Origin of the sequence: Streptomyces sp. NPDC000983, from assembly GCF_040299205.1 — a bacterium.
Taxonomy (GTDB): domain Bacteria; phylum Actinomycetota; class Actinomycetes; order Streptomycetales; family Streptomycetaceae; genus Streptomyces.
Map to the genome: position 1 here is coordinate 1 of NZ_JBEPBM010000051.1, position 12,314 is coordinate 12,314.

Below are 12,314 nucleotides of genomic sequence, written 5' to 3' on the forward strand. Positions count from 1 at the left end.
TGCGGGACTGAGCATGATCGTGACCTCAATGCGTCGCGTGTGATCCTCGCCGCCGGGCAGGCGGAGAGACTAAACGCCCCTGGAGGGCCGGTCAGCCCCGGAGTGGAAACCCCACACCGGGCACGGCCCGTTGAACGGGGAACCCACCCGAAGGCCCAGCCGGACACCACCGGCAGCCAGGCGGGAACCCCCGTCCTTTAGGACGGGGAGGATGTCAAGGGGAACTCCTTGGTTCCTCGGCCTACTTGACGGCGATCGGGTTGACGGGGGAGCCGACCGCTCCGGTGATGGGCAGGGGGGCGGCGGTGAGCCAGAAGTCGTATCTGCGGTCGGCCGCGCAGTCCTCTGCGAGGGCTTCGAGGTCCCACATCTCGCCGATGAGCAGGCCGAGGTGGGGTATGGCGACCTGGTGCAGCGGCTGGAAGGCGTGGTCGAACTCGTTGGGGCGCACCTCGAAACCCCAGGTGTCGGTGGCGATCGCGGCGATCTCGCTGCCGTGCAGCCAGCCGGCCGTGGTGAAGGAGAGCCCCGGGGCGGGGCCTCCGGCGTAGTCGCCCCAGCCGTCGCGGCGGACCCGGGCGAGCTGGCCGGTGCGCACCAGCACCAGGTCGCCTCGGCCGACGGTGACGTCCTGTGCCTCGGCGGTGGCGGTGAGATGCTCTGCGGTGATGGCGAATCCGTCCGGCAGCTCGCCGTCGTCGCCGACGGCCCGGCCGACGTCGAGGAGCACACCGCGGCCGGCGACGTGCGGGGCCATGTGCTCGATGCCGGTGACCTGGTCGCCGTCGGAGGTGACGACCTTCTCGGCGGCGCGGCCGTTCCACGCCTTGCCGTGGTCGAAGATGTGGCCGAGCCCGTCCCACTGGGTGGAGCACTGCAGCGGCATGGCGATGACGTCGTCCGCGCCGCCGATGCCGTGCGGCAGGCCCTGGTTGCCGAGGGCGGCGTCGGTGCCGGTGTCCAGCATGGTGTGGACCGGGTTGGTGCGCCTTCGCCAGCCCTTCTGGGGGCCGTCGATGTCGAAACGCTGGGAGAGGGAGAAGCTCACGCCGCGCCGGATCAGCGCGGCGCCCTCGCGCCGCTTGGTCTCGTCGAGGAAGTTGAGCGTGCCGAGCACGTCGTCCTCGCCCCAGCGGCCCCAGTTGGAGTACGCCTTGGCGGCCCGCGCGACCGAGGCGGCGGGGTCGGTGCGGTCGAGGGTCACGAGGCCGCCTTCGCCACGCAGCGGGTGCGCTGGGCGCCGAGTCCGGTGATGGAGGCGTCCATGACGTCGCCGTCGCGCAGCAGCCGGCCCCAGTGCATGCCGTTGCCGGCGGGGGAGCCGGTGAGGACCAGGTCGCCGGGGAGGAGCCGGGCGGTCTGCGAGGCGTAGGAGACCATCCGCGCCACGTTGAAGATCATGTCCTTGGTGGACTCGTCCTGCATCGTCTCGCCGTTGAGCTTCAGCGTCAGGCGCAGGTCGTCCGTGGGGGCGATCGAGGTGGCGGGCACGATCCAGGGGCCGAGCGGGGTGAAGCCGGGCGCGTTCTTGCTGCGCAGCCAGTCGGTTCCGATCTGCGGCATGTCCCGGCGGAAGACGGTGGCCCGGTCGGTCAGGTCGTTGGCGATCGTGTAGCCGGCGACGTGGGTCAGTGCCTCCTCGACGGACACCCGGTGGGCCGGGCGGCCGATCACCGCGGTCAGTTCCAGCTCCCAGTCGGGCTTCTCGGCCCAGTCGGGCAGGACGACGTCGTCGTACGGGCCGGTGATCGCGCTCGGCAGGCCGATGAAGACGTAGGGGAGGTCCTCGGCGGCCCGGCGGTCCATGATCTCCGCGGCTTCCGCGCGCCGTTCCGCTTCCGGCCGTTCGTCCCCGGGTGCGCGGTGCGCGACGTGGAGGTCGATGACGTGCTGGCGGTAGTTGGCGCCGGACTGGAACACCTGGCGGGGCTCGACGGGGGCGTGGACGTCGAATTGCGCCAGGGGTGCGCGCGTGAGGGTGCCGTCGTCGGCCAGTGCGGCCAGTCGCGGCTGTGCCGCGTCCCACTGTTCGAGCAGGCCGCGCACGGTCAGGCCGGAGTCGTCGAAGGCGGTACGCAGGTCGAGCACCCGGGCGTCGGGGGTGACGAGAGCGGGGAAGGCGGGGCCTTCGGGGGCGGAAAGCGTGGCCAGTGCGAAGGGTCCGGCGAAGAGGGCGGGCACGGCTTGAGGTTTCACGGACATGTCCTCCTGATTGCGGTGGCACTAATCTGGACCCGCCACCCGTGATCACGGAAATCGATTCTCTGGATGGCAATCATCTGTATGCTGAATAGTCCCAGGTCGTCGCAGTCAAGCTAGGAAAGTCGCTGATGAATCTCAGTCGCCTGGACCTCAACCTCGTCGTCGCCCTGCGCGCCCTGCTGGAGGAACGCAACGTCACCCGTGCCGGACGGCGGGTCGGCCTCAGCCAGCCCGCGATGAGCGCGGCCCTGTCCCGTCTGCGCCGCCACTTCGACGACGAGCTGCTCGCCCGGGTCGGCGGCCACTACGAACTCACCGCCCTGGGCCAGGTCCTCCTGGACCGGACCACCACGGCGTACGACGTGCTGGAGCGTCTCTTCGCGAGCCAGGCGGACTTCGACCCGGCCCGCGAGCTGCGGGAGTTCAAGCTGATCGCGTCCGACTACGCCGTGGCGGTCTTCGGCGCCGAGCTGGCCCGGGTCCTGCACGAGGAGGCGCCCGGCATCCGGCTGCGGTTCGCGCAGACCCCGACCACGGTGGTGGACGCCACGGACTCCCTGCTGAGCACCTCCGACGGCCTGCTGATGCCGCACGGGGTGATCAGCGATTTCCCGGCCACCGACCTGTTCGGGGACCGGTGGGTCTTCCTCGTCTCCGACGACCATCCGAGCGTCGAGGACCGTCTCACCCGCCAGGACCTGGCCCGGCTTCCCTGGGTCACCTACCGGCGCACCTACGACGCCCCGGCCGTGCGCCAGCTGGGGATGCTGGGCATCGAGCCGCAGGTCGAGGTCTCGGTGGACAGCTTCCAGATCATTCCGCTGCTGGTCGCCGGCACTCGGCGCATCGCCCTCCTGCAGGCCCGCCTGGCCCGGCTCCTGGGGCCGCTCGCGGGCGTGCGCGTGGTGGAGCCGCCGTACGAGGCCGTGCCGCTGAGGGAGGCGATGTGGTGGCACCCCGTGCACACCCACGACGCGGGTCACATCTGGCTGCGTGAGACGGCCGCGCGCGTGGGCAGGCGGATGTCGGACGAGTCCGAGGGGTGAGCGGCTGCCCGCCTCGCGTACGGCGGGAGCCATTCACCGGGTGGATGGCAGTCATCCGGAACGTGAATCACGGCGGGGGTGGGCAGAGCGCTTTGTGCCACGCATGCTCGAAGGAGGTGCGTCGGCGCGTTCCCGCGCGGCGCCTCCCACCGACGGCCGGATGATCCGTATCTCCGCTGTCGGTCCTCCCGTTTCGTCGGCCGGAGTACCGTCGTGCCCGTTTCCCCTCCCGTGCCCGGTGCCGGCCGCGCATCTGCGCTTTCGGGCACCGCCGGGTGGCGGCCGTCACCGAGGCGGAGCCGCCATGGTGGAGCGGCGCACGACCAGTTCGGGCTGGAGCACCACATGGCTGTGGGCGTGCCTGGCTCCGTGCGCCGTGTCCTCGATGAGCAGTCGGCCGGCCTGCCGTCCCATGGTGGACGCCGGCCGCCGCACCGAGGTGAGCGGAACGACCGCCGACGCGGCGAACTCGATGTCGTCGTAGCCGACCACCGCGATGTCGTCCGGCACCCTGAGGCCCGCCTCGTACAGGGCCTGCAGGACGCCGAGGGCGAGCAGGTCGTTGGCGCAGAACACGGCGGTGGGCCGCTCGGGCAGTCCGAGGATGCGGTGTCCGGCGTCCTTGCCCGCTGCCACGGTGAGTGCGTCGCAGGGCAGTTCTCTGAGCGCTGTGGCGGGCAGGGCGGACTCGTTGATGGCGGTGAGGGCGCCCCGGCGGCGGTCCCGTACCTGCTGGAGGCGGTCGGGGCCGCTGACGTAGGCGAGGCAACGGTGGCCGCGCTCGACCAGGTGGCGTACCGCGGCCCGTCCGCCGGCCACGTCGTCGATCCCGACGGAACAGGCTGCGGGCTGGGGTGCGAGCTGGTCGGCCACTACGAAGGGGACCGCGTTGCGGCGGAACGCGGCAACGGTGCGTCCCACTCCTTCGCCGGAGGTCAGTACCGCGCCGCGGACCTGGTGCGAGGTGATCAGCGACAGGTGGCGTGCGGCTTCCGCCGGATCGTGGGCGCCGGTGCAGACCATGACGCCGAGGTCCGCTTCGCGGGCCGCCTGCTCCACGCCGGAGGCGAGAGCGGTGAAGAACGGGTTGGCCATGTCGAGGACCATGACGGCGATCACCCGGGAGGCCCAGCCACGCAGTTGCCGGGCGCCTTCGGCCCGTATGTAGCCCAGGGAGTCGATGACGTCCAGGACGCGCGAGCGTGTCGTCTCGGCCACGACCTCGGGCCGGTTGAGGACGTTGGAGACGGTTCCGAGGGAAACGCCGGCCTCTCGTGCGACGTCCTTGATGCCGACCCGGGATCGTGCGCGGACGGCAGGTTGGGCGGGCGCCGTCCCTTTGGCGGGGGCAGGTGCGTGTCCTGCCCTCACGGCGGCGGTCGGCCGTGGGTCCACGGCCTAGTGTTCCCGCGGCGCACCGGTGGTGGAGCGCACCACCAGGCGGGGGGTCATCGTGGTCTGCATGGCTCTGTCCCTTCGGCTTTCGACCCGTTCGACGAGCATCCGGGCGGCGGCGGAGCCCATGGTGTGTCCCGCCTGGTCCACGCTGGTGAGCTGCACGGGGGCCAGGGCGGCGAGCGCGGTGTTGTTGTAGCCGGCCAGCGACAGGTCGCGGGGGATGCGCAGGCCGAGTTCGTGCGCCGCGCGGTAGACACCCAGCGCGGCGACGTCCGCGCCGGTCATGACGGCGGTCGGCGGGCGGTCTGCCGTCAGCAGCGTCATGCCCGCCTTGAAGCCGCCCTCGTCGGAGTAGGCCGCGTGGTGGACCCGCGCGTACCGGGCGAGTCCGTGCCGCTCCATCGCGCGCAGATAGCCCTCGCCCAGCACGGCTTCCGGAGTGCGCTTCCACTTGTTGGCCCGGGTACCCGGAGCCGAGACGAGGGTGATGTCGCGGTGGCCGAGCGAGACCAGGTGATCCACCACCAGACCCGCACCGAGGTCGTCGGCGTCGACGACCGCGTCGTACGCGTCGGAGGCGTCATGGTGGCCGATGACCACGGTCGGCGTCGAGGCGGCCGTGGCCAGCACCTCCGCACGCGGGGTCCCGGGGGCGATGAGGATCAGTCCGTCCATCTGCCGGTCGACCAGGGAGCGGATGGTCCTGGCCTGTTCGTCCGGGTCGAAGCCAGCCGCGCCGATCAGCACCGTGTAGTCGGTCTGCCGCAGCTCGTCCCGGATGCCGTCGAGGATGTCGGCGAAGAACGCGTTGCGGACGTTGTCCAGCAGCACGCCGATGGTGTAGGTCCGTCCGCGCATCCCCCGTGCCGCGGCGTGCGGGCGGTAACCCAGCTCGGTGATGGCTGCCTGGACCTTCTCCCGCATGGCCTCGCTGACGCCGTAGGCGTTGCGCATGACCTTGGAGACGGCGGCCGTGGAGACGCCGGCGTGCCGGGCGACATCGGTGATGGTCACGCGTTTGCCCGGCCTGGCTGCGGAGGCCCTGTCCATGTCCACATCCCCGGTCTCGTAGTCGTAGGTATAACGGTCTACACGTTACTCCCCACTACTCGTCAAGTCTTCCGCACATCACCGCAGTGTTACCTGCTCGTGTCTTGACGGTGGCGGAGTGGCGGTGCAAGGTGTTGCCCACTCGGGGCGGAGAACGTTATACACACTCCGCGTCGCTTGCCCCGCCGTGCTGCCGGGCCCGTTCGTCGCCCATGGCGCCCTTCCCGCATTTCGCCCGCTCGTCATGATCCTTGGGAGTCCCAGTGCCCCTTCGTACCTCCCGCGCCCGTCGTGCGCGACTGAGCCTGCTCACCGCCGGCACCGCCTCGCTCGCGCTGCTCGCCACCGCCTGCGGCGGCAGCGGGGCAGCCGGAAGCTCCTCCGCTCCCAAGAACTTCGACTACCTGAGCGTCACGGAGAACACCACCGTCAAGACGGCGCTCGGCACCCTGTCCAAGGGCGCCTGCAAGACCGCGAACGACGCCCTGCCGCTGAAGGTGGAGACCGTTCCGCAGGCCAGCCTCGACCAGAAGCTCCAGCTGCTGGCCGGACAGGACGCGCTGCCGGTGCAGTTCGCCGCCGGCAACGCCCCCGCGCTCACCCAGGAGCTGGCCAAGTCCGGCAAGGTCGCCGACCTGGAGGCGAAGCTCAAGGAGCTGGGGGTTCTCGACCAGCTCGAGCCGGCCGCCGTCTCCACCATCAAGGCCCTGTACGGCGGCGAACTCCAGGTCCTGCCGTACGAGTACAACATCGAGGGCATCTTCTACAACAAGCAGCTCTTCGCGGACAACGGCCTGAAGGTGCCCGGCACCTGGGACGAGCTGGTCTCGGCCGCGCAGAAGCTGGAGGCGAAGGGCGTCCAGCCGTTCTCCGCCTCGGGCCAGCAGGGCTGGCCGCTGACCCGGCTCATCAGCGGCTACCTCTACCGCAGCCTCGGCCCGGACGCGCTGCAGAAGGTGGCCGACGGCGAGGCGAAGCTGACCGACCCCGAGTACGTGAAGGCAGCCGAGGAGATCGCCGCGCTGGGGGAGAAGGGCTACTTCGGCAAGGGCGTCGGCTCCATCGACTACGACACCGCGATGAACGAGTTCCTCACCGGCAAGGCCGCCATGTTCTACATGGGCAGCTGGGCCCTGGCCAACATCGCCGACGACAAGCAGAACAAGATCGGCGCGGAGAACACCGGCTTCATGCCCTTCCCCGCCGTGACCGGCGGCAAGGGCTCCATCGACCAGTACCCCTCCAACGTCGGCCTGGGCATCACCCTGGGCGCCAAGTCCTTCGACACCAAGACCGGCGACTGGGTCTCCTGCATCGCCAAGAACTACGGCGCCACGGGGCTGAAGGACCACGGCTCCATCTCGGGCTTCAAGGTGAACGCCGAGGTCAAGGACGCCAACGAGGTCACCACGCAGGTCCGCGACACGATCAGCGCCTCGAAGCAGAACGTGCTGTGGTTCGAGGCCCTGTTCAACACCAAGGCCACCACCGTCAGTCAGCAGAACGCGGCGGGCCTGGTCAACGGCAGCAAGAGCCCCGAGCAGTTCATGCAGACCGTGCAGGACGCACTGGCCTCCCAGTGACCGGCCGGGGGCGGCCCGCACGCTCCTGCCCGCCCCGCCGCGCGCGGGCCGCCCCCGTCCCTCCGGAAGAAAGTGGACACCACCCATGCACCGCGTCCTCGGTGACCGCAGAGCCATCGCGATCCTGCTCGGTCCCGCCCTCCTCGTCTACTCCCTGATCATGCTCGTCCCCACGGTGTGGTCACTCGGCTACGCCTTCACCAAGGGCAACACGATCAACGGCTTCACCGGAAACGGCGTCGCCAACTTCTCCCGCCTCCTCGACGACCCCGCCGCCCACGACGCCCTCTGGTTCACCCTCAAGTACGCCGTCGTCGTCACCGTCGGCCAGGTGATCGCCGGCTACCTGCTGGCGCTGCTCTACGTCTTCTTCCTCAAGCGCGCCTCCGCGCTGATCCGCACCCTGGTGTTCTTCCCGGTCGTCCTGCCCACCGTCGCCGTCGGCCTGCTCTTCCAGAAGCTCTTCCAGGTCGCACCGCAGACCGGTCCCGTCAACTCCCTCCTCAACGCCGTCGGCATCGACTCCATCGACTTCTTCGGCAGCGCCGGCAGCGCCTTCTGGGTCCTGATCGGCATGGACATCTGGCGCTCGATGGGCTTCTACGCCGTCCTGCTCTTCGCCGGCCTGGTCGACATCCCCGACGAGGTCCTGGAGTCGGCACGCCTGGACGGCGCCACGGGACTCAGACTGGTCCGGCACATCGTCCTGCCGCTCTCCCTGCCCGTCCTGCTGTCCTCGCTGATCTTCAGCATCAACGGCACCCTGAAGGTCTTCGACTCGGTCGTCGCCCTCACCAACGGCGGCCCAGGCACCGACACCACGCCTTTGACCCTGTACATGTTCCAGACGTCGTTCAGCTACGGCGACTACGGCTACGGCAGCACCATCGCCCTGCTGCTGACCGTCGTGTGCCTGCTGGTGAGCCTGGTCGTCTACCGCGTCTCGCGGCGCGACCTCACGGAGGGCTGAAAACCATGGCCACCACACACACCCCCGTGAAGACCTCCGCGAGGGCCTCCGGGCCCGCACCAGCCCCCCGACCCCGGCGCGGCCGCCGGGGAAGAGGTCTATGGGTCAAGATCGTCGTCGCCCTCCTGCTGGTCGTCGAGATCTACCCGATGGTCTGGATGTTCCTCACCTCCCTGAAGTCCAACGACGACTATCTGAACAACTCCACCTGGTCGCTGCCCACCACCTGGGAATGGGGCAACTACACCGAGGCATGGACCACCGGAAACATCGGCCTCTACGTCCAGAACAGCCTGCTCGCCGTCGTTCCCGCACTCGCGCTGATGCTGCTGCTCGGCACCGCCGCCGGGTTCGCCCTGCAAGTCATGGTGTGGAAGGGCCGAAGCCTCACCCTGCTCGTGTTCCTCGCAGGCATGATGGTCCCGCCCCAGATGATCCTGCTGCCCCTGTTCACGGTGTACTTCCAGACCGGCCTGTCCGGCACCCTGTGGCCGCTCATCCTCACCTACACCGGCACCGGCCTGCCGCTGACCGTCTTCATGATGGCCACCTACTACCGCAGCGTCCCGCGCGAGCTGTTCGAGGCCGCCACCATCGACGGCGCCGGCATCCTGCGCGCCTTCTGGACCATCAGCCTCCCCCTGGTACGCAACGCCCTGCTCACCGTCGGCCTGGTGCAGTTCTTCTTCATCTGGAACGACCTGCTCATCGCCCTGACCTTCACCAACAACCAGGACCTGCGCACCATCCAGGTCGGCCTGCTCAACTTCACCGGCGACTTCGGAGCCACCCAGTACGGCCCCCTCTTCGCGGCCATCTGCATCAACGTCTTCGGCACCCTCGTCATCTACCTCTTCCTCAACCAGAAGGTCATGAAGGGCCTCACATCGGGAGCGCTCAAGGGCTGACCCCCGGCCCCCTGCGGACGAGCCGTCCCTCGGCCCCCCGAAGACGGCTCGCCGCCCACCCCTCCCGCTCCCGCATGTGACCACCCGTGAAAGAAGGGTCACCCCCTTGCTCCCCCCTCAGCCCTCTGCGGTCAGCTGCGAACACCTGCCCGACGGACTCGGCATCGGCGTCACCTCGCCCCGACTGACCTGGACCCTGCCCGCCGCCACCGGCCCTCAGACGGGGTACGAACTGGAACTCCGGCGCCGCGGCAACACCCACCGCACCGGACGCGTGGACAGCGCCGAGCAGGTTCTCGTGCCCTGGCCGGGCGAACCCCTGGCCTCCCGCGAACGCGTCACCGTCCGGGTCCGCGTCTGGACCTCCGACCTCGCCCAGCCCTCGCGCTGGAGCCCACCGACCGACGTCGAAGCAGGGCTCGTGCACACCGCGGACTGGCAGGCGGTACCCGTCGGCGCCGGCTGGGACGAGGACCCCGACGGCGAGCGCCGCCCCGCCCGCCTGCGCAAGGACTTCCCTGTGCGCGGGCCCGTCGCGCGCGCCCGCCTCTACGTCACGGCCCACGGCCTGTACGAGGTGGAGATCAACGGCCACCGCGTCGGCGACGAGGCCCTCGCACCGGGCTGGACGGTCTACCCCCACCGGCTGCGCTACCGCACCCACGACGTCACCGCTCACCTCACCGAGGGCGCGAACACCATCGGCGCCTGGCTCGGCGACGGCTGGTACCGCGGCAAGTACGGCTTCGACGGCGGGACCCGCAACATCTACGGCACCGACCAGTCGCTCATCGCCCAACTCGAGGTGGAGTACGACGACGGCACCACCCAGGTCGTCGCCACCGACGAAACCTGGACGGCGGCACCCGGGCCGATCCTGACCAGCGGCCTGTACGAAGGGGAGACCTTCGACGCCCGCCTGCACGACCCCGCATGGGCCACGCCGTCCGCAGCCGGCGCGGGGGAGTGGACACCGGTGCGCACGGGCGCACGCGACCCCGCCACGCTGACCGCCCCTCTCGGGCCCCCCGTACGCTGCACCGAGGAGCTCGCCCCGGCCATCACGCGCACCGGCGAGGGGCGATACCTGCTCGACTTCGGGCAGAACCTCGTCGGCCGACTCCGCGTCACCGCCGACGGCCCGGCCGGCACCACCGTCACCCTGCGGCATGCCGAAGTCCTCCAGGACGGCGAACTGGCCACGCGCCCCCTGCGTGAGGCGACCTCCGTCGACACGCTGATTCTCTCCGGCAGCGGACCTCTCACCTGGGAACCGCGCTTCACCCTGCACGGATTCCGCTACGCCGAGATCACCGGATGGCCGGGCGAGATGACGGCGGATCAGGTGACCGCCCGCGTCTACCACACGGACATGCGCCGCACCGGCTGGTTCGAGTGCAGCGACCCGCTTGTCAACCGGCTGCACGAGAACGTCGTGTGGAGCATGCGCGGCAACTTCGTCGACCTGCCCACCGACTGCCCGCAGCGCGACGAACGTCTTGGCTGGACCGGAGACATCCAGGTCTTCACCCCCACCGCGAGCTTCCTCTACGACTGCGTCGGCCTGCTCGACTCATGGCTCACCGACGTCGGCCTCGAACAGCTCCCCGACGGGACCATCCCCTGGTACGTCCCGGTCATCCCGGGCGAGCCGATGTGGACACCGATCCACCCCGGTGCCGCATGGGGCGACGTCGCCACCCTCACCCCCTGGACGCTCTTCCAGCGCTTCGGCGACCGCGAACTCCTGCGCCGCCACTACCCCATGGCCAAAGCCTGGGTCGACCTGGTCGAACGCCTCGCCGGACCCACCCGCCTGTGGGACACCGGCGTCCAACTGGGCGACTGGCTCGACCCGGCCGCACCGCCCGACGACCCGGGCGCGGGCCGCACCGACCGCTACCTCGTCGCCACGGCCTACTTCGCCCACTCCGCCCGCCATCTAGCCCTGGCCGCAGCGGAGTTGCAGGACGACGCGGACGCCGCCCGGTACGCCGCACTCGCCGATCAGGTCAGGGACGCCTTCCGGCGCCGATACGTCCTGCCCTCAGCGCGCCTGGCCAGCGACAGCGCCACGGCGTACGCCCTCGCCCTCGCCTTCGACCTGCTCACCCCGGAGCAGCGGGCACCGGCCGCCGACCGCCTCGCCGCCCTCGTGCTCGCCGACGATGCACGGATCTCCACCGGCTTCGTCGGCACCCCCCTGATCTGCGACGCCCTCACCGACAGCGGCCACCTCGACGTCGCCTACAGGCTGTTGCTCCAGACCGAGTGCCCCTCCTGGCTCTACACGGTCTCCATGGGCGCCACCACGATCTGGGAACGCTGGGACAGCCTGCGCCCCGACGGCACCCTCAACCCCGGCGGCATGACGAGCTTCAACCACTACGCACTAGGAGCCGTCGCCGACTGGCTGCACCGGGTGGTCGGCGGCATCACCGCCACCGCCCCCGGCTACCGGCGGCTCTCCTTCCGCCCCCGCCCGGGCGGGGGCATCACCTGGGCACGTGTCCGCCACGAAACGCCCTACGGGACAGCCGCACTGTCCTGGCGGCTCACCGCCACCGGCATGACAGCCGACATCACGGTGCCGCCGGGTTGCACGGCCACGGCCGAACTGCCCGGATGCGCGCCGCTCGTCCTGGGGCCGGGCGACCACGTGCTGGACACCGCCGAACTCGGGGCGGCTGCCTGAACCCGCCGACCACACACGCACAGCAGCCCGACGAATACGCGATTCGTCGGGCTGCTATTTGTGTTGCGGATACGGAACATCCAGGCGGTCGATAGCGATACCCGTGACCGGGCTCTTCAATTGAAATTTCAGGGAAAATTTCAAATGGTGCGACGCGAAACCGCAGGTCAGCAAAAGTTTTAAACTGCGTGTTTCCGAGTATTGACCTCCGGTTGGAATAGGCCATAGTTTCCAGCCTGCCGGTATGAGTTTCGCGGCTGAATACTGCCGTGTGTCGAAGTCTCGCCCAGGGATGAGCCGATATCTGTCCCGCCGAGAAGCGAGAAACGGATCGCGCCCCCCAGGGACTCCGTGACTACCCGGCAGCTCGCACGAGCCCCATAGAGCCGGGGCCGGCCGTGACCTGACCCCTCGGTCGGCCCCACCCCCAACCCGCGGCGACGCACCGCGCCGCCCGTCAGT

At 70.0% G+C, this 12,314-nt stretch carries 9 protein-coding genes; 5 read left to right on the forward strand and 4 right to left on the reverse strand.

All coding sequences use genetic code 11. The features are described 5' to 3' along the window. Nucleotides 1-241: 241 nt before the first annotated feature. Together ABT296_RS34230 and ABT296_RS34235 are read right to left on the reverse strand one after the other, a co-directional pair. Nucleotides 242-1,204, reverse strand: coding sequence for a cyclase family protein (locus tag ABT296_RS34230; RefSeq protein WP_351933296.1), 963 nt, complete (start codon nucleotides 1,202-1,204; stop codon nucleotides 242-244). Next, nucleotides 1,201-2,202 carry a fumarylacetoacetate hydrolase family protein gene (locus ABT296_RS34235; RefSeq protein ID WP_351933298.1) on the reverse strand — a complete coding sequence of 334 codons (1,002 nt, stop codon included), beginning with the start codon at nucleotides 2,200-2,202 and terminating at the stop codon, nucleotides 1,201-1,203. Before ABT296_RS34235 ends, ABT296_RS34230 begins: the two co-directional genes overlap by 4 nt. Nucleotides 2,203-2,330: 128 nt before the next feature. On the opposite strand from ABT296_RS34235, the gene ABT296_RS34240 reads away from it, so the two are divergent. Further along, complete coding sequence (locus tag ABT296_RS34240) at nucleotides 2,331-3,248, forward strand: LysR family transcriptional regulator (RefSeq protein ID WP_351933300.1); 918 nt, start codon at nucleotides 2,331-2,333, stop codon at nucleotides 3,246-3,248. 285 nt (nucleotides 3,249-3,533) lie between these two features. On the opposite strand, the gene ABT296_RS34245 is transcribed toward ABT296_RS34240, so the two are convergent. Continuing rightward, complete coding sequence (locus tag ABT296_RS34245) at nucleotides 3,534-4,538, reverse strand: LacI family DNA-binding transcriptional regulator (RefSeq protein ID WP_351933342.1); 1,005 nt, start codon at nucleotides 4,536-4,538, stop codon at nucleotides 3,534-3,536. Nucleotides 4,539-4,646: 108 nt separating this feature from the next. Then, a complete protein-coding gene (locus tag ABT296_RS34250; RefSeq protein WP_351933301.1) occupies nucleotides 4,647-5,696 on the reverse strand; it encodes a LacI family DNA-binding transcriptional regulator in 1,050 nt (349 codons plus the stop codon). A 263-nt stretch (nucleotides 5,697-5,959) separates the two neighbouring features. Between ABT296_RS34250 and ABT296_RS34255 the strand changes: the two genes are divergently transcribed. The 4 genes from ABT296_RS34255 (at nucleotide 5,960) to ABT296_RS34270 (ending at nucleotide 11,852) form a co-directional block, all read left to right on the forward strand. After that, entirely contained in the window at nucleotides 5,960-7,279 is a 1,320-nt protein-coding gene (locus ABT296_RS34255) for an ABC transporter substrate-binding protein (protein ID WP_351933303.1), read from the forward strand. Between the two features lie 85 nt (nucleotides 7,280-7,364). Continuing rightward, nucleotides 7,365-8,249, forward strand: coding sequence for a carbohydrate ABC transporter permease (locus ABT296_RS34260; RefSeq protein ID WP_351933305.1), 885 nt, complete (start codon nucleotides 7,365-7,367; stop codon nucleotides 8,247-8,249). A 5-nt stretch (nucleotides 8,250-8,254) separates the two neighbouring features. Continuing rightward, a complete protein-coding gene (locus tag ABT296_RS34265) occupies nucleotides 8,255-9,157 on the forward strand; it encodes a carbohydrate ABC transporter permease (RefSeq protein ID WP_351933307.1) in 903 nt (300 codons plus the stop codon). A gap of 106 nt (nucleotides 9,158-9,263) precedes the next feature. Further along, nucleotides 9,264-11,852, forward strand: coding sequence for a family 78 glycoside hydrolase catalytic domain (locus tag ABT296_RS34270; protein ID WP_351933308.1), 2,589 nt, complete (start codon nucleotides 9,264-9,266; stop codon nucleotides 11,850-11,852). Nucleotides 11,853-12,314: the final 462 nt, after the last annotated feature.

What these genes read in the sequence shown, in the direction of transcription:
- ABT296_RS34260 (WP_351933305.1), top strand. Translation starts at nt 7,365, where the DNA reads ATGCACCGCGTCCTCGGTGACCGCAGAGCCATCGCGATCCTGCTCGGT.
- ABT296_RS34250 (WP_351933301.1), bottom strand. Translation starts at nt 5,696, where the DNA reads ATGGACAGGGCCTCCGCAGCCAGGCCGGGCAAACGCGTGACCATCACC.
- ABT296_RS34265 (WP_351933307.1), top strand. Translation starts at nt 8,255, where the DNA reads ATGGCCACCACACACACCCCCGTGAAGACCTCCGCGAGGGCCTCCGGG.
- ABT296_RS34235 (WP_351933298.1), bottom strand. Translation starts at nt 2,202, where the DNA reads ATGTCCGTGAAACCTCAAGCCGTGCCCGCCCTCTTCGCCGGACCCTTC.
- ABT296_RS34240 (WP_351933300.1), top strand. Translation starts at nt 2,331, where the DNA reads ATGAATCTCAGTCGCCTGGACCTCAACCTCGTCGTCGCCCTGCGCGCC.